At 72.0% G+C, this 17060-nt stretch carries 17 protein-coding genes; 7 read left to right on the forward strand and 10 right to left on the reverse strand.

The window, feature by feature from the left end:
- Positions 1–17: 17 nt before the first annotated feature.
- From BMW85_RS29910 to BMW85_RS29920, 3 genes are read right to left on the reverse strand one after another with little or no spacing between them, the layout of a single operon-like run.
- Positions 18–926 carry an amino acid ABC transporter permease gene (locus BMW85_RS29910; protein WP_245775146.1) on the reverse strand — a complete coding sequence of 303 codons (909 nt, stop codon included), beginning with the start codon at positions 924–926 and terminating at the stop codon, positions 18–20.
- Positions 927–928: 2 nt separating this feature from the next.
- A complete protein-coding gene (locus BMW85_RS29915) occupies positions 929–1888 on the reverse strand; it encodes an ABC transporter substrate-binding protein (protein ID WP_091088021.1) in 960 nt (319 codons plus the stop codon).
- Positions 1889–1903: 15 nt separating this feature from the next.
- The gene (locus BMW85_RS29920; RefSeq protein ID WP_091088022.1) at positions 1904–3475 is read right to left on the reverse strand and encodes an amidohydrolase; all 1572 of its coding nucleotides are present in this window, start codon (positions 3473–3475) and stop codon (positions 1904–1906) included.
- A gap of 117 nt (positions 3476–3592) precedes the next feature.
- On the opposite strand from BMW85_RS29920, the gene BMW85_RS29925 reads away from it, so the two are divergent.
- Entirely contained in the window at positions 3593–4468 is an 876-nt protein-coding gene (locus BMW85_RS29925) for a LysR family transcriptional regulator (protein WP_091088025.1), read from the forward strand.
- Between the two features lie 19 nt (positions 4469–4487).
- On the opposite strand, the gene BMW85_RS29930 is transcribed toward BMW85_RS29925, so the two are convergent.
- Together BMW85_RS29930 and BMW85_RS29935 are read right to left on the reverse strand one after the other, a co-directional pair.
- Complete coding sequence (locus BMW85_RS29930; RefSeq protein WP_091088028.1) at positions 4488–4907, reverse strand: DoxX family protein; 420 nt, start codon at positions 4905–4907, stop codon at positions 4488–4490.
- 162 nt (positions 4908–5069) lie between these two features.
- On the reverse strand, positions 5070–5912 hold the full coding sequence (locus tag BMW85_RS29935) for a universal stress protein (RefSeq protein WP_245775147.1): 843 nt from the start codon (positions 5910–5912) through the stop codon (positions 5070–5072).
- Between the two features lie 210 nt (positions 5913–6122).
- On the opposite strand from BMW85_RS29935, the gene BMW85_RS29940 reads away from it, so the two are divergent.
- On the forward strand, positions 6123–7007 hold the full coding sequence (locus BMW85_RS29940; protein ID WP_091088031.1) for a sulfotransferase family protein: 885 nt from the start codon (positions 6123–6125) through the stop codon (positions 7005–7007).
- On the opposite strand, the gene BMW85_RS29945 is transcribed toward BMW85_RS29940, so the two are convergent.
- Both BMW85_RS29945 and BMW85_RS29950 read right to left on the reverse strand, forming a co-directional pair.
- Positions 7002–8990 (reverse strand): sensor histidine kinase, encoded by a 1989-nt coding sequence (locus BMW85_RS29945; protein WP_091088033.1) that lies wholly within the window; start codon positions 8988–8990, stop codon positions 7002–7004. The genes BMW85_RS29940 and BMW85_RS29945 overlap by 6 nt on opposite strands.
- Complete coding sequence (locus BMW85_RS29950) at positions 8987–10237, reverse strand: sensor histidine kinase (RefSeq protein WP_091088035.1); 1251 nt, start codon at positions 10235–10237, stop codon at positions 8987–8989. Before BMW85_RS29950 ends, BMW85_RS29945 begins: the two co-directional genes overlap by 4 nt.
- A 186-nt stretch (positions 10238–10423) precedes the next feature.
- Between BMW85_RS29950 and BMW85_RS29955 the strand changes: the two genes are divergently transcribed.
- The 3 genes from BMW85_RS29955 to BMW85_RS29965 are packed head-to-tail and all read left to right on the forward strand — an operon-like array spanning position 10424 to position 12869.
- Complete coding sequence (locus BMW85_RS29955) at positions 10424–11011, forward strand: hypothetical protein (RefSeq protein WP_091088037.1); 588 nt, start codon at positions 10424–10426, stop codon at positions 11009–11011.
- Between the two features lie 23 nt (positions 11012–11034).
- The gene (locus BMW85_RS29960) at positions 11035–12204 is read left to right on the forward strand and encodes a sensor histidine kinase (RefSeq protein ID WP_091088039.1); all 1170 of its coding nucleotides are present in this window, start codon (positions 11035–11037) and stop codon (positions 12202–12204) included.
- A complete protein-coding gene (locus BMW85_RS29965) occupies positions 12201–12869 on the forward strand; it encodes a response regulator (protein WP_091088042.1) in 669 nt (222 codons plus the stop codon). The genes BMW85_RS29960 and BMW85_RS29965 overlap by 4 nt, the downstream gene beginning before the upstream one ends.
- 12 nt (positions 12870–12881) lie before the next feature.
- Here the strand turns inward: BMW85_RS29965 and BMW85_RS29970 are convergent, their stop codons facing one another.
- Complete coding sequence (locus BMW85_RS29970; RefSeq protein ID WP_091088044.1) at positions 12882–13148, reverse strand: winged helix-turn-helix domain-containing protein; 267 nt, start codon at positions 13146–13148, stop codon at positions 12882–12884.
- A 131-nt stretch (positions 13149–13279) separates the two neighbouring features.
- Here BMW85_RS29970 and BMW85_RS29975 point away from each other — a divergent pair, with 131 nt between their 5' ends.
- Positions 13280–13567, forward strand: coding sequence for a hypothetical protein (locus BMW85_RS29975; RefSeq protein ID WP_091088046.1), 288 nt, complete (start codon positions 13280–13282; stop codon positions 13565–13567).
- A gap of 70 nt (positions 13568–13637) precedes the next feature.
- Here the strand turns inward: BMW85_RS29975 and BMW85_RS29980 are convergent, their stop codons facing one another.
- A complete protein-coding gene (locus BMW85_RS29980; RefSeq protein WP_091088048.1) occupies positions 13638–13925 on the reverse strand; it encodes a hypothetical protein in 288 nt (95 codons plus the stop codon).
- Between the two features lie 311 nt (positions 13926–14236).
- Positions 14237–15580, reverse strand: coding sequence for an FAD-binding oxidoreductase (locus BMW85_RS29985; RefSeq protein ID WP_091088051.1), 1344 nt, complete (start codon positions 15578–15580; stop codon positions 14237–14239).
- A gap of 179 nt (positions 15581–15759) precedes the next feature.
- On the opposite strand from BMW85_RS29985, the gene eno reads away from it, so the two are divergent.
- Positions 15760–17034, forward strand: a complete 1275-nt coding sequence (eno, locus tag BMW85_RS29990; RefSeq protein ID WP_091088053.1) for a phosphopyruvate hydratase — start codon at positions 15760–15762, stop codon at positions 17032–17034.
- The last annotated feature ends 26 nt before the right edge of the window (positions 17035–17060 follow it).

Consider the following 17060-nt stretch of genomic DNA (forward strand, 5'->3'; position numbering starts at 1 on the left):
GGCGTGCACGACCGGGCTCACGCCGCCGCCTTGGACAGGAGCCGCGCGCCTCGCCCGCCGCCGCGGACCAGCCGGACGGCGTCGGAGCCGAAGCGCCGCTCCAGCCTGCTCTGCAGGAAGGTCGCGATGGCGGTCATGAGCATGTACCACAGGCTGGCCACGATCAGCAGCTCCATGATCAGGTTGTTCGCCTTGTAGATCTGGCTGGCGTTCGTCATCAGGTCGTGCCCGGCGACGACGTAGACCAGCGAGGTCGTCTTCAGCATGGAGATGAACTCGTTGCCGGTGGGCGGGATGATGATGCGCAGCGCCTGCGGCAGCACGATCACCCGCATGCGCTTGGCCGGGGTCATGCCGAGCGCGTACGCCGCCTCGGTCTGGCCCTTGTCGACCGCCTGGATGCCGGCGCGCACGGTCTCGGCGAAGTACGCCGCCAGGTTCAGCCCGAGCCCCAGCATGGCCGCCGTGAAGCCGGTCATCACCTCGTTCGTGTCCCACTTGACGCCGATCATGGTGAACGGGATCTTGAGCACCAGCTCGGGGAACAGGAACGCCAGGTTGTACCAGAAGATGAGCTGCACGAGCACCGGCGTGCCGCGGAAGAACCAGATGTAGAGCGTGGCGAGCCCGCTCAGCACCGGGTTGTGCGACAGCCGCAGGATCGCCATCCCCACGCCCAGCAGCAGCCCGAGCACGGTCGCCAGCACCGAGATCTCGATGGTGACCCAGATGCCGTCCAGGATGCGGTCGTGGAAGAGGTATTCGGCGACCTTGTCCCAGTGCAGGCGCGGGTTCACCACCATCACGTAGACCAGCCAGCCGACCACCAGGATCGCGACGGCCGCGGCGGCGAGCCGGCCCCAGCGCCGGGTCCTGACGACCGGGATGCGCTCTCCGGAGGGCCCGGTGAAGGGTTCCGTGCGCATGCTCACTTACCGCCGTTGATCACCGCGGACTGCACGGCCAGCTTGTCCAGGTTCCAGGCCGCGAGCAGCTTGCCGTACTCGCCGCTGGCGATGAGGGAGTCGAGCGCGCCCTTGACCGAGTCGATGAGCTGCTGGTTGTCCGGCTTCATGCCGATGCCCCACGGGCTCTCCGTGCCCTCCAGCGCGATGGCCTCGATGTCCAGCTTGGGGTCGTCGAGCTTGTACGCCGCCACCACGTAGTCGGTGATGGTGGCCTGCGCCCGGCCGCCGGTGACCTGGAGCAGGGCCTCCTGGTCACCGGGGAACTTCAGCAGGTTCACGGCCTTCTTGCCGGACTTCTCGCAGTCGGCGGAGTACTGCTCGGCCAGCTCCATCGACGAGCCGTTGTCCACCACGGAGACCGTCTTGCCGCACAGGTCGGCCGGGCCGTTGACCCCTGCCGGGTTGCCCTTCTTGACGATCATGCCGGCGCCGGCCTGCACGTAGTCGACGAAGGTGACCTGCTTCTGCCGCTCCGGCGAGTCGGTCATGGAGGAGATGACGAAGTCGTACCGGCCGGTCAGCACGCCGGGGATCTGGGAGTTGAACTCCTCGTCGGTGATCGTCACCTTGACGCCGAGCTTCCTCGCGATGGCCCTCGCCAGCGCGGGATCGAAGCCGATCGCCGTCTTGCCGTCGCTCGCGTACAGCTCCATGGGCGGGTAGCCGATGGAGCTGACCACCTTCAGCCCGTCGGACTTCAGCTTCGCGGGCACCTTGGCGGCCAGGCTCTCGTCCGGCGTGATGGCGTTGATGACGTCGGCGGCCTTCTCCTCGGCGGGCGCCTGGTCCAGCGTGACCGCGGGCGCGGCGCCCGCGGAGTCGGCCTCGGTCGAGCCTCCGTCGAGGGACTGGGCGCCACAGGCCGTGGTGGCGGCCAGCAACGCGCCGGCGGCCAGGACGGTGATGGTACGGATCTTCACGAGGGGGGCTCCTTCTCAGAGGCGCTGCCAGCGGACTTCGCCGCCGACGACGGTGGTGAGGACCTGGGTGCGGAGCACGGCCTCCGGCGCTTCCAGGTAGGGGTCGGTGTCCACGGCGATGAAGTCGGCGAGCATGCCGGGGGCCAGGACGCCCTTGCGGTCGCTCTCACCGGCCGCGTACGCGGCGCCGAGCGTGTGCGCGGTGATCGCCTCCGCCATGCTGAGCCGCTGCTCGGGCTGCCAGCCGCCGGCCGGGGTGCCGTCCGCGCGGGTACGGGTGACGGCGGCGTACAGCGCGGCCCACGGGTCGGGGCTCTCCACCGGCGCGTCCGAGCCGAAGGCCAGCGCGACCCCGGCGTTGAGCATGCCGCGCCAGGCGTACGAGGCCAGGTCGTGCCCGGCGAGCAGCGAGTCGACCAGCGCGATGTCCGTGGTGCAGTGCACCGGCTGCATCGAGGCGGCGACGCCGAGCCTGGCCATCCTGGTCAGGTCCTCGGGGCGCAGGTGCTGGGCGTGCTCGATGCGGTGCCTCAGGCCGGGGGTGGGCCCGATCTTCTCGTACGCGTCGAGGACCAGCCGGTTGGCGCGGTCGCCGATGGCGTGGGTGGCGACCGCGATCCCGGCCGCCGCCGCGGTGCTGAAGATCCGGACGAGGTCTTCGTACGGAGTGACCGCGATGCCGGTGTTGTCGTGCTCGCCGGCGAAAGCTTGGTGCATGTGGCAGGTGTGCGAGCCGAGCGCGCCGTCGCTGAACACCTTGACCGGCCCGGTGCGGAACCAGTCGTCGCCCTGGCCGGTGCGCCGGCCCTCGGCGATGGCCGCCTCCAGGTGGACCGTGGGGATCGCCTTGTGCACGCGGATCTTCAGCTCGCCGGCCTCGCGCAGCTCCAGGTAGGCGGCCCGGCAGTCCTCGCCGTCGATGTCGTGCACGCTGGTCAGGCCGAAGGCGAGCAGCTCCTCCTGGCCGGCGCGGAGCCGGTCGCGCAGGTCGCCGGTGACCATGAGGGCGCGCAGCGGGTACGAGGCCGACTCACGCAGGATGCCGGTGGGCTCGCCGTCGGCGAACCTGACGATCTCGCCGCCGACCGGGTCGGGGGTGGTGGCGTCGATCCCGGCCATCCGCAGGGCGGCGGAGTTGGCCCAGACGGTGTGGCCGTCGACGTTGGGCAGCGCCACGGGCAGGTCGGGGCAGACCGAGTCGAGGGCGTAGCGGTCGGGCTGGACGGGCGGGTCCCAGATGTTGCTGTTCCACCGGCCGCCGAACAGCCATCCGCCCGGTCGCAGCCGCGCGGCGTGCTCGGCCACCGTGGCCAGGGCCTCGTCCAGGGAGCGCACGTCGCGCAGGTCGACCCCGCCGAGGCTCTGGGCGTACTGGGCGGTGTGGATGTGGGCGTCGTACAGGCCGGGCAGGACGGCCGCGCCGTCGAGGTCCACCAGCTCGGCTCCCGAGCCCGCCGCCTCGCGCACCTCGGCCTCGGAGCCCACGGCCACGATCAGCTCGCCGTCCACGGCCATGGCCTGGGCGACGGGCCGGCCGGTGTCTCCCGTGCCGCCGGTGCGGATGGAGGCGTTGCGATATACGCGCATGCTCTTGAGATCTTCCAGGGGTTCGAGGAGTGGTCCGACTGACTGTAGGGGTGGCGAAAACAAGGTCGGAAGCGCTATAAACACGACATTTAGCACCGCTCAGAGCAAGGAAAGCTTATGCTGAAGCCCGAACATCTCCGCACGCTGCGTGAGGTCGTGCGGTTGGGATCCTTCGCCGCGGCGGCCAACCGGCTCGGCTACACCTCCTCCGCCGTCTCCCAGCAGATGGCCTCGCTGGAGCGGGAGACGGGGGTGCGGCTGTTCGAGCGCTTCGCCCACAGCGTGCTGCCGACCAGCGCCGCCGAGGTGCTGGCGAGGCAGGCGGAGACGCTGCTCGCCGACATCGAGCGCATGGTGGCGACGGTCAGGGAGGTGCACAGGAACAGCGAGCCGCAGGTCCGCCTGGGCGTCTTCCCCAGCATCTGCGACCTGGTGTCGAGCGTGCTGCGGGACCTGGAGCCGGAGGAGCGGTCCGGGATCCGGCTGTCGGTGGCCGAGCCCTCGCAGCTCATCGCGCGGCTGGGCGCGGGCGGCGAGATGGACGCGGCGATCGTCTACCAGGTGGGCAACTCGGGCCTGTCCTGGCCCTCGACGCTGTCGAGGCGGTGGGTCGCCGAGGACCGCTACCGGCTGGTCCTGCCACGGGCCTGGCCCGACCTGTCACCGCACCGGGCCGAGCAGCTCGTGGACCTGCCGTGGATCATGCACCATCCGGGCAGCAGCGACGCGACGCTCTTCGAGGCCATGCTCGGCCACTGGAAGCTGCATCCGCGCGTGGTCTGCCACTCCGACGACTTCAAGGTCACCCTCTCGCTGATCGGCGCGGGGCTCGGCGCGGCCCTCATCCCGGACCTCGCGCTGCGCGACCACAGCCCGGACGTCGTCGTGGTCGACCTGCCCTGGCTGAACATCAGCCGCAGCATCTTCACGCTGGCCCGCCCCGAACGCGAAAGCGCCCGCCTGCAGACGCTGCTTGACAAGCTGGCGTTCTGAGGCGGGCGGTTCGGACGGCTTATCGGACCAGCGATTCCTGGGGAGCGGCGCGCAGCGTGGACAGTGCCCAGCGGCCCGGTCCGAGCACGGCGACGAGCAGGAAACCCCAGCAGAAAAGGGCGGCTTTCTCGCCGCCGTTCTCGATGGGGAACAACGCCTGCGGCTGGTGCACGACGAAGTAGGCGTAGGCCATGGTGCCCGAGCAGATGACGGCGGCGGGGCGCGTGGCCACGCCGAGCAGGACCAGGCCGCCCGCGACGAGCTGGATCACGGCTGCCCACCAGCCCGGCCATTCGCCGAAGGCCGGCGCGGGACCGCCCTGCGGGCCGCCGAGGACGCCGAACAACGTGGCCGCGCCGTGGCAGGCGAACAGCAGTCCCATCACGATCCTGTAGAGGGCCACGAAAAGGTCCTGCTGCTGTTTGAACAGTGATTCCATGAAGGCGTCCTTTCACGAAATGGGAGCGCTTCCAGAAGAGTCAAGAATGTGGCTTCACCATGTCAACTGCGGTTAGTCAGGAAGATCGGCCGCGAAAAGCAGAAGAAGGGCGCTCACTTGGTTTGACGCCATTCCGACAAACATTTCGGACTGGTGAAATTTTCAACCGCGTACGATCGCCACCGGGCAGGGCGCCTGCCGCAGCAGGCCCGCGGCGACGGAGCCGAACCGCCCGTGCGGGCCGCCGACCACCACCAGGGTCGCCTCGGTGACGGCGCCGACCGTCTCGGCCGCCCGCTCGTTCGCGACGCGGAGCTCGATGGTGAGGCCGGGATGCCGGCTGCGCCAGGGCGCGACCGTGGCGGCGAGCCAGTCCTCCGACGCCTCCTGGAGTGCCATCGGGTCGAGCGCCGGGTACGTCATCCCGGCCCACGCCACCGGAGGCTGGTGCCAGGAGTGCACGACGAGCAGCGGCAGGCGCCGCGTGACCGCCTCCTCGCAGGCGAAGCCGAGCACGGCGTCGGCCTTGCCGTCGTCGGCCACGCCGGCCACGATCGGGCCCGGGTTCGGGACGCGCGGCAGCGCGCCCCTGCCGCGTACGACGATGACCGGGCAGCGCGCGTGGGCCGCGGCGTGGCTCGCCACGGAGCCGATGACCGCCCGCGCCATCCCGCGCAGCCCGCGCGAGCCGAGCACGAGCAGCTCGGCCCGCGCCGACAGCTCCTCCAGGCGCTCGGTGGGCGAGCCCTCGTACAGGTCGCCCCGCACGTCGAGGCCGCTGGAGCCGGTCCGCGCGCAGTCGGCGCCGTGCCACAGCACGTGCTCGGCGGCGCGGCGGAGCGAGTCGCGGCCCGCCGGGTCGCCCTCGCCGTACGGCCACTGCCAGGCATGGCAGACGGTCAGGGGAAGCTTCCGCAGCTCGGCCTCGTCCATCGCCCAGTCCAGTGCCTGCATGGAGTGGTCGGAGCCGTCGTAGCCGGCGAGCACGCCCAGTGACTGTTCCACGGTCTCCACTCTGCGCGGACGGCGGCGGGGTCGGACGAGGACACGGTGGCCGCCTCTCGAAAGCTTGCCCATTCCGTGGCCGCCCTTGGTCCGCGTGCCAGTTCGGTTTTATGCGAGGTTTATCCGGAAGTGGGGCAAGATGCCGTTGTGGCTCCTGCCACGACTTTTGTCGGAAGGGGACACGGGGGTGAAGGGCTGAGCACAGCGCGCATGGGAGTAGTCAACAAGGGTTTCAAACGACGGGCACGACTCCTGCGCGAGGCGCTACGCCCCCCACGGCAGCTCACCGGCACCGCGCCGGGCGCCATGGGGCCGCAGGTCCGGCGCCCGCCGAAGCGCACGCAGGTCGTCGACTACAGCGTTCCGATCATGCCGCGTCTGGTGCGCTCTCCGGTCTTCCTGATCGCCCCGGTGCGCTCCGGCTCCACGCTGCTGCGCATGCTGCTGAACGCCCACTCCCGCGTCCGCGCCCCGCACGAGCTGCACCTGCGCACCGTCGGCGTACAGCTCGCCCCCGGCTTCTCCGAGGCCGCCATGCTGGAGCTCGGGCTCGACCAGGTGGAGCTGGAGCACGTGATCTGGGACCGCATCCTGCACCTGGAGCTGCTGCGCAGCGGCAAGGACGTCGTGGTCGACAAGACGCCGGGCAACGTCTTCGTCTGGGAGCGGCTGAAGTACGCCTGGCCGGACGCCAAGTTCCTGTTCCTGCTGCGCCACCCGATGGGCGTGGTCTCGTCGCTGGAGAACCGCAAGGAGAACACCGCGTCCAGGGAGGCGCTCGAGGCCACCGCCTGCAAGTACTTCAAGCCCCTGGAGCAGGCCCGCCGCGCCCTCGGCGGCCTGACCGTGCGCTACGAGGACCTGACCGCCGAGCCGGAGCGGACCACCCGGGAGGTCTGCGCCTACCTGGACGTGGAATGGGAGCCCGCCATGCTGTCGTACGGCGAGCACAACCAGGAGCAGTTCGTGCCCAACCTGGGCGACCGCAGCGACAACATCAAGTCCGGCCGCGTCCAGGCCGCCCGCACCTTCACCGGAGCGGACGGCCTGTCCCCCGCGCTCGCCGAGTACGCCGCCGCATGGGGCTACTCATGACGGCGTGAGCGGCAGGCTCGCCGTGACGGCGGTGCCGCCCTCCGGGCGCGAGGTGATGGCGCAGGTGCCGCCGATCTCGGCGGCCCGCTCGCGCATCGAGGTCAGCCCGACCCCCGGCGACGGCTCCTCGGGCAGGCCCACGCCGTCGTCGGCGACCGTCACCAGCAGGACGCCGTCGCCGCGGGCCAGCGTGACCACGATCCGGCTCGCGCGGGCGTGCCTGCGGGCGTTGGTGAGCGCCTCCTGGACGATGCGGTACGCGGCCGTCTCCACCCCGGCGGGCAGCTCGCCCAGCGGCTCCCCCGGCGTGCGGATCCGCACCCGGGGGCCCGAGGTGGCACGGGCGAACTTGCGCAGCGCCCCGGGCAGGCCGAGCTCCTCCAGCACGGGCGGGCGCAGGCCGTCCACCAGCTCGCGGACCGACTTCAGCGTGGCCGTCATCTCCTCCCTGAACCGGACCAGCAGCTCGTCCACCGAGTCCGGGTCGCGTTCCAGGCGGCGGCGGGCCTCGTCCAGGGTCATGGTGACGCTGGTCAGGCTGGGGCCGAGCCCGTCGTGCAGCTCCCGGCCGAGGCGGCGGCGCTCCTCGTCGCGGGTGGCGGTGATGCGCTCGCGCGAGTCGTGCAGGTCGGTGCTGAGGCGGACCGCGTGCGCCAGCTCGGCCAGGTGCTTGGCCATGACGCGAAGCTGCTGCCGGCTCTGCCGGCCGCCGGCGAGCAGCAGGCGGCCGGCGTGCTCGCCCTGCCAGACCAGCTCGACCTCGCGCGGCCGGGCGCCCAGCTCGCCGTCCACGAACGACACCGCCGGCTCCCCCGCCACCCGCACGCCCGCGCCCCGCGCGCCCAGCGTGGTGCGCACGATCGACAGCGCCTCGGCCAGCGCGGCGGCCGGGTCGCCGGCCCGCTGCACGGCGCGGCTGAGCAGGTCGGCCGCCCGGTAAGGATCGCGTTCGACGTTGAAGAGCCGGTCCACCGAGCGTTGCAGGCGCAGCCGTACGGGGTGGAAGACCGCGGCCGTGGCGAGGGCGGCGGCCAGCCCGGCGACCGCCCCGTAGTCGCCGGCGACGCTGTCGGCCGCCCAGATGAGCCCCGAGTACGTGAGGCCCGCGACGAAGGCGAGCGTGCCGTACACGAGGGTGCGGTCGAGGATGAGGCGGATGCCGTAGAGCTGGTGGCGCAGCGCCGAGGCCACGACGGCGATGGGGATGCCGGCCGTCAGGAAGATGCGCAGCCCGATCACGACCGGGTCCTCCGACCCCTGGGTGCCCACCCAGTAGCCCACGAAGATCACCATCGCCCAGAGGTACCAGGCGATCTGCCGGCGCACCTCGGGCGTGGCCGCGCGGTACCGGAACCCCAGCGAGGCGACGCTCAGCAGGCTCAGCAGGATCATCGGAAGCCCGATCCAGGACTCGACGACCTCGGGGATCCGGCCCAGCGCCGGCACGCCGAACGGGTTCTCGATGGGCAGCCCCAGCTCGAACTCGGGGTCGGGGCTCAGCCCGAGCAGCAGCGCGTGACCGCCCATGAGGACGAGATGGCCGTAGAGCACCGGCCGCCACCGCTTCGAGGGCAGCCGGCCGTCCGGGAAGAGCAGCGGCATGATCCCGGAGAACGTCGGCACCACCAGCAGCCACAACCAGAGGGACGGCCACGCCAGGTAAGGCGTCAGCGGGCCGGGCGCGTAGGTGTGGGTCCAGGCGGTCAGGGCGAACAGCAGCAGGTAGACCGCCCAGAGCACGCCCGTCCCCCAGAGCAGCCACGGGAACAGCAGCCGCGGCCGGTGCGTGACCAGGAAGGCCCCGGCCGCCGGGAACAGCAGCCCGACCGGGTCTGGGCCGCCGTCGAGCTCGTTCCAGCCGGCGAGCTGCGCGCCGAGGACGCTGGTGACGATCGTGGCGACGGGCGCGGCCGCCGCCAGGGTCCACACGACGACGAGCAGCGCCCGGCGTGTGGCCGGGGTGCTTCCGTTGGCGGTTGTCACGCAGGCTCCTTCACCGGAAGTTCCACCACGACCTCGGTGCCGCCGCCGGGGCGGGTGTCGTGCTCGTACGTGCCGCCCAGCTCCTCGGCGCGGTGCCGCAGCCGGGCGGCGCCCTCGCGGCGCTGCTCGGGCAGGCCGATGCCGTCGTCGGCCACCGACAGGCAGAGGCTGCCCGGCCGCCGGTCCACCCGGATCAGCGCGGTCGTGGCGCGGGCGTGCCGGCGCACCCCGGCCACCGCCTCGTGCGCGATCCGGTACGCGGCCACCTCCACGGCGGCGGGCAGATCGCCGAGCGGGCCGGACACGGCGACGTCCACGCGCGGCCCGGGGCTGTCGGCCAGCGTGCGCAGCGCGCCCTCCAGGCCCAGCTCGCCCAGGTCGGCGCCGTCGAGGGCGGGCGGGCGCAGGCCGTACACCAGCTCGCGCACCTCCACGATGGCCTCGGTCATGCGCCGGCGCATCCTGGTCAGCAGCGGATCGACCGCCTCGGGGCCCCCTGCCAGGCTGATCCGCGCCTCGTCCGCGCTCAGCGCCAGCTCGGTGAGGGTGGGGCCGAGGCCGTCGTAGAGGTCGCGGCGGAGCTTGTGCCGCTCCTCCTCGCGGGTGAGGAGCATGCGCTCGCGGGAGCGCCGCAGGTCGGCGCTGAGGCGTACGGCGTGGGCGACCTCGGCGAGCTGGCGGGCCAGCATGTCCAGCAGGGCGCGGTCGCGGGGCTCGCCGGCCACCAGGAGCCGGCCCATCGAGGTGCCCTGCCACTCCAGCGGCAGCACCGTCGGGCTCGCGCCCACCTCACCGTCGGCGAACCTGCGCGAGCGCCCGCCGGGCAGCACCACCTCGACCGAGACGCCGGGGGCGCGTAACGCCCTGCGGGTCGCGGCGACGGCGGAGGCCAGCGCCTCGGCCGGTCCCGGAGCCTCCTGCACCCGCCGGTTGACCCGGTCGGCCAGCCGGTACGGATCCCGCTCGATCCCGAACAGCCGGTCCGCCGCCCCCTGCAGCCCCACCCGTACCGGATGGAACAGCGCGCCCGCGACCAGCGCCGCCACCAGCCCGGCCGAGGAGGTGAGCGGCCGGCCGAGCGCGATGATGCCGAAGTAGACCGCGCCGACGACGGCGGTGAGCGCCAGGCCGACCAGCGCGCGGTTGAGCAGGACGAGCGCGAGGCGGCTCCGCCGCATGCCGGAGAGGGCCGCCACCCTGACGAGCAGCGGTCCCGCCACTCTCAGCAGCATGAGCTTGATGGTCATGGGTCGCGCACATCGTCAGTGGCAGATTTCATCGCGTCTCCGGCACGCATGGCCCTCATGATTGTGGTGTCGCCTTGCGTACCGGTTGCGGCCTGCCAAAATCGGCCGCTCGCCCTCAGGAGTGAGCGGCCGGATCGCTCCCACCGGCGATGTCCCGGACCCCCTCCGCCGAGCACGATGAGCGGCATGAACCTCCGTGCCGCCTTCATCGCCGCTCCCCTGCTCGTCCTCGCCTACGGCGTGATCCGCATCCTCGACGGGCTCGACGGCAGCCGGGGCCCCGGCCTCGCCTGGACGGCCGGGCATCTCGCCTTCGTCGCGGCCCTGCTGCTGTTCGTCCCGATCTACTGGCGGTTGCGGCGGATGGCGGGAGGCGGCGCGCTCGCCACCGCCACCGCGACCGCCGGCACCGTCGGCGCGGCCGCGCTGGTCGCGCAGTTCGGGATCGACCTCGTCGTCGGCTTCATGTCGGCCGACCACGCCGCCATGGGCGTGCTGTTCGACCAGGTGCGGTCCGTGCCCGGCGTGTCGCTCGCGGTCTACGACGTCCTGCCGTTCCTCTTCTACGTCGGCCAGCTCGCCCTGGTCACGCAGCTCGCCGTGCAGCGTCAGGTCAAGGCGTGGACGCCCGTGCTGGTGCTGGCCGACCTCTCGCTGGCGTTCGTGGACAAGGACCTCATCCCGCTCGGCGCGCTCTTCCTGCTCGTGTCGTTCGTGCCGCTGGCCCGCGCCTCCGCCGCCGCTCCCGTCCGGCCCGCCGCCGCGTACGCATGACGCGGGCGGCAGGATGGGATGCCGTGTCCGACGTACGGCTCCTCGTCCCGCTCCGCCGGTGGGCGAACACGCTGCCCCCGATCTGGGTGGACGCCGGTCTGGCGGCGCTGATCTGGGTCGCGCAGCTCTGGCCGTTCATCAGCCGCGACAACCCCGCGGGCGGCCCCTGGCACTGGTGGGGGTACGTCGTCGTCACGCTCTCCACGCTGCCGCTGATCTGGCGGCGGCGCGCCCCGGCCGTCGCCCTGATGGCCGCGCTCCTGGCGATCGCCTGCTACGACCTCGTGGACGACGTGGCCGCCCAGCCCGTCTGGTACGGCGCCCTGGTCGCCCTCTACACGGTGGCCGCGACCTGCACCCGCTGGGTCAGGATCATCCTGTTCGCCCTCTCGTCCGGCGGCGGGCTGCTGCTCGTCGGCTCGTCCGACACCGCGATCCGCGGCGTGGTGCTGTTCGTCACCGCCTACGCCGTCGGCCGGGCGGCGGCCGCCTCCCGCGCCCACGCGGCGGCGCTGGAGGAACGCGCCGCCCAACTCGCCCGCGAGCGGCAGGTCGCCGCCGAGCGGGCCGCCGAACGCGAGCGGGCCAGGATCGCCCGCGACATGCACGACATCCTCGCCCACGCCGTCAGCCTCATGGTGGTGCAGGCCGAGGCCGGCCCCGTCGCGGTCGCCGCGGACCCGGCGCGGGCGGTGGCCGCCTTCGACGCCATCTCCGCCGCGGGCCGGGACGCGATGGGCCAGCTCCGCCGCCTGCTCCAGGTGCTGAAGGAGGAGGAGGGGCCGCGCGAGCCGCAGCCCACGATCGACGGTCTGCCCGCCCTCGCCGAGCAGGTCAGGGCGGCCGGGATCGAGGTCGTCCACACCGCGACCGGCGAGCCGCGGCGGCTGCCGCCGGACGCCGAGGTGGCGGCGTACCGGATCGTGCAGGAAGCTCTCACCAACATCGTCAAGCACGCCGGCGCGACCCGCGCCGGCCTCACCCTCACCTGGCGGGACGACGCACTGATGATCGACGTCACCGACGACGGCCGCGGCCGGGGACCGGCGCTCCCCTCCGGCGGCAACGGCCTGATCGGCATCCGCGAGCGCGCGGCGGCCTGCGGCGGCGACGCGGAGACCGGACCGCTCCCCGGCGGGGCCGGGTTCCGCGTCCGCGTCCACCTGCCGCTTCCGGGAAAGGCGGCGGCGTGAGCGTGCGGGTGGTCGTGGCCGACGACCAGGAGCTGGTACGGGCCGGGTTCGGCATGATCCTCGACGCCCAGCCGGACATCGAGGTCGTCGCCGAGGCGGGCGACGGCGCGCAGGCGGTCGCGGCGGTGCGCGAACACCAGCCGGACGTGCTGCTGCTCGACATCCGGATGCCGGTCATGGACGGCATCGAGGCGGCCCGGCTGGTCTGCGCGGACGGCTCCTGCCGGGTGATCATGCTGACCACGTTCGACCTCGACGACTACGTCTACGACGCGCTGCGCGCGGGCGCGAGCGGGTTCCTGCTGAAGGACGTGCGCCGCGACGACCTCGTCCACGCCGTACGGGTGGTCGCCGCCGGGCAGTCCCTGCTCGCCCCGGCGATCACCACGAAGCTGATCGCCGAGTTCACCAGCAGGGCCGCCCGCCCGGCCGGGCAGGTGTCGCCCGAGCGCCTGGCGGCGCTGACCACGCGCGAGCGGGAGACCCTGCGGCTGATCGCGCGCGGCCTGTCCAACGCGGAGATCGCGCAGGCCATGGTGGTCAGCGAGCACACGGTGAAGACGCACGTCAGCAACGTGCTCACCAAACTCGGCCTGCGCGACCGGGTGCAGGCGGTGATCGCCGCCTACGAGAGCGGCCTCACCGTCCCCGGCGACCCCGACTGAGGGGCTTCCGCGCTACTCGGCCTCGCTGCCGGCCTTCACGAAGCTGCCCAGGTTGGGCACGGTGTAGACCTTGTCGGCGCTTCTGAGACGTTCCATGGCCTTACGTATGGTGGGGCGGGCGACTCCGAACTCTTCCATGAGCTTGACTTCGGAGATCTTGAACTTCGGGCCCCACTCGCCCGAGTCGATGCGCGCGTTCAGAACCTCGAGGATCTGCTCCCAGCGGGAACGATCCTCGTCGAACTCCCAGCTGCGCGTGTGCTCGACATATCTGGCCACATCATGAGAGTAGGAGGGCGTTTCACGCCCCTTCACGGCGGATCGTGTAGCTTCACGGAGCTGCATGGAATAGACAGGTACTTACAGGCTTGCTAGCTTGAGGCATGGCGTCAACGAAGGACGGTGAGCCTGTGCCGACTGACTACGACTTCCACGGAACGCACCCCGTCTCGCCGCGGCCGGACGCGGTGCGGGTGAAGTGGATCGAGGTGCAGCCCAGCCTGAGTCCGGCGCGTGTCCGGCGCTACACCTGCGAATGCCGCCCGCTGATGTTCGAGGACTGCCGGGCCGGCGGGCAGGCATTCATCCGGCGGTACGACCGTTCCGTCGTACCGTGGGCCATCGCCGAGAGCCCGCGAGTCAAGATCCGCGAGGCCGAGATTCTGTGGCGGCAGCTCATGGCCGGCCAGGCGAGGTGACGATCCACCTCTTCGCCAGGCCGCTCATAGTTGAATCGCCGCCAATTCCGGCTGCGTGACGCATCGGGATTCAGTCGCGATCAATGTAAGTATCGAGCGTCACAAAGATATTCAGCCTCGCCATCACCCTTATCAAACTCTGGGTGAGGATTATTCCGTCTTGAGGCTCACGCGGGGTCCAGCTGAGATGGAGACTTACTTCAGGCGGCGTCGCTCCATCAACCAGTAGGAGGTCTTGAGCGTTCACCAGAAAGGACTCGATCGCCTCTAGCTGGACGCTCAACGGACGATCCGACTCCATCTCATAGTCGACGTGCCAGCCATCCTGGTCAAGAACCAGCTTCCCAGGAGCAGCCATGCGTTCAATATCCGCGCTGGGAGCACCTGAGGCCCGTACTCGCACAGTTGATATAGCCCAGGGTTCGTTCACTTCTCATCCAAATCCGATAGATGATCTGGAATGTTACCGATGGAGACCACTCCTTGACTGCCGTCGGACAACTTCTGGATGCGTGACGCCGCTCTCGTCGTACAGCGGTCAAAGCCCCGACCAACGATAACGCCGTACGAGTCGATTGGCTCGATCGCCAACCTTCTTGTGATTCCCCCCAGCGTGTTTGACCCCGAAGAACGGCCGGGTCGCCGGGTGACGGCGACCCGGCCGGGGGCTCAGCCGAGCACCGGGAAGTTGGAGCGGAACACCCCGTGCGGGTCGCGGGCGCGCTTGATCTCGCGCAGCCGCTCCAGCGTGGCGGCCGGGAACGCCGCCGCGGCCGACTCGCCGTCGCCGAGGAACGTGAACGGCTTGAACCCGGTGGTGTGCGAAGCCAGCGCCCCGGCGATCGCGCCCATCCTGGCCGTCCCCGCCGCCACCAGCTCGGGCACCGGCGCGGGGGCGATCATGCTCAGCAGGTACGGCTCCGCCAGGTGCCCGCAGGCGCCACCGTCCGCCCGGGGCCGGGCCAGCGCGCCGCCGAGGTGGCGGACCTGGACCGTGGCCAGCGGCGCGATGCCCTCGCCCGTGGCCGCCAGCAGGGCCGCCACGGCGTCGTCGCCGAGGTCGGTCAGCAGCTCGCCGCGCGACAGGACGGGCATGGGCTCGGTCGGCTCGGCGCAGATGGAGCCCAGCTCGGCGACCGGCAGCTCGCCGCGCGTGTCCAGCAGCACGCCGGGCACCGACTCCAGCGGACGCAGCAGCTCGCGGCCGGTGGCGGCGTCGCCGAGGAAGGCGAGGTCCACCATGACGGCGGCGAGGCCGCGCAGCGGCTCCGGCACCTCGGGGAAGGGCGGGAACTCCGCGAGGGTGAACCACAGGCTCAGCTCCTCGGGCGCGTCCGCGGTGATCTTCCGGAAGGCGGCCATGACCTCGGCGGCGCGGGCGGCGGGCCACAGCAGGCGGCCACCGTACAGGCGGGACGCGGGGAACAGCTCCAGCTCCAGCGCGGTCACCACGGCGAAGTCGCCGCCGCCGCCGCGCAGCGCCCAGAACAGGTCGGGGTCGGAGTCGGCGGTGACGCGGGACGTGGCGCCCTCGGCGTCCACGATCTCCAGCGCGCGTACGGCGCCCGCGGCCAGGCCGCGGGCGCGGCCGTACCAGCTGAGACCGCCGCCCAGGGTGTAGCCGGTCACGCTGACGACGGGGGAGCTGCCCGCGGGCCCGGTGAGGTCGTGCTTGGCGGCGGCGGCCAGCAGCTCGCCCCACGAGGCCCCCGCCTCCACCCGCGCCACGCGCTCGTCGGGGCGGATCTCGACGGCCCGCATCCGGGACGTGCGGATCAGGATCTCGCCGTCGAGGCCGCTGGTGGCGCCGTGGCCGTTCGGCTGCGTGGTGACCCGGAGCCCGGACGCGGCGGCCTGGCGTACGACGGCGGCCACGTCGGCGGCGCCCTCGGCCTCCACCACGGCGGAGACCCGCTGCGGCACCGCGCGGTTCCACGGCAGCGCCGCCTGCTCGAAGCCGTCGTCGCCGGCGGACAGCGTCAGCCCGCGGAGTGCCCTGTCGTCGATGGTCATGTGATCCCCCTGTGGTGTCGATGTCGTCGATCGCCAAGGGTGGACCACAGCGCTAAACGATGGGTTGGATGTGACTTGTGCCGGACTTGTCCAAGAGAGTCAGGTTGATCTGCCCTATGTACGTGCCGACGACCATGACACCGTCGAAGGGACGGTGACGCACCGAACCTGGAGGAGCCGTGTGCGCGTTCCACATCATCGACCTGGGCGCCATGCAGATCCTGGACTCCCGCGGTCGCCCCACCCTGTCGGTCACCCTCACCCTGGCCGGCGGCGCGACCGGGTGGGCCGGCGTACCCTCCGGCGCCTCCACCGGCGCCCGCGAGGCCGTCGAGCTGCGTGACGGCGACAACGGCAGGTACGCCGGCGCCGGCGTCACGCGGGCCGCGGCACGCATCACCGGCACGATCTTCCACCTGTTGAAGGGCCGGCCGTGGTACTCGCTCGCCGACGTCGACCAGGCCCTCATCGAGCTGGACGGCACGCCGGACAAGAGCCGGCTCGGCGGCAACGCCACCGTGGGCGTGTCGATGGCCGTCGCGCGGGCCGTCGCGGCGGCGCACGGTCAGCAGTTGTGGGAGTTCCTGTCGCCGTCCACGGTGCGGCCCAGGATGCCGGTGCCGCACTTCAACATGGTGAGCGGCGGCATGCTCGCCTCCAACCAGCTCGACTTCCAGGAGTTCATGATCGCCCCGATCGGCGCGCCGTCGATGGCGGAGGCCGTACGGGCCGGGGCCGAGATCTACGCCGTGCTGCGCGCGAACCTGGCCGCCGCCGGCCGGCCCACCGGGCAGGGCGACGACGGCGGCTTCGCGCCCGACTTCACCCGCCCCCGCGAGGTGCTGTCGGCGCTGATGGAGGCCATCGACGACGCCGGCTACACCGCCGCCCGCGACCAGGTCGCCATAGCGCTGGACCCGGCCGCCACCCGGTTCCGCCGCCCCGACGGCGCCTACGAGGTGGCCGGCGAGCGGCTGTCCGGCCCCGAGCTGGTCGAGCTGTACGCGGACCTCGCCGCCGACTTCCCCATCTGGAGCATCGAGGACGGCATGGCCGAGGACGACGCCGACGGCTGGCGGCTGCTCACCGAACGGCTCGGCGAGCGGCTCCAGCTCGTCGGCGACGACGTCTTCTGCACCAACCCCGCCGTCATCGAGCAGGGCATCGCCGGCAACATCGCCAACGCGGCGCTCATCAAGGTCGACCAGGCCGGCACCGTCACCGAGACGCTCCAGGCCATGGACCTGTGCCGCAAGCACGGCTACGCGCGCATGGTCTCCCACCGCTCCGGCGAGACCGTGGACGACTTCGCCGCCGAGCTGGCCGTGGCCACCGGCTGCGGGCAGTTCAAGGGGGGCGCGCCGGCGCGCGGCGAGCGCGTCATCAAGTACAACCGGCTGATGCACATCGCCGCGCAGCGGCCCGACCTGCCGTACGGGCTGGCCGAGCGGTGAGTCGCCCTCCCCCGGCCGGCCCGTCG

It is taken from the genome of Nonomuraea wenchangensis (assembly GCF_900111685.1).
Taxonomy (GTDB): Bacteria; Actinomycetota; Actinomycetes; order Streptosporangiales; family Streptosporangiaceae; genus Nonomuraea; species Nonomuraea wenchangensis.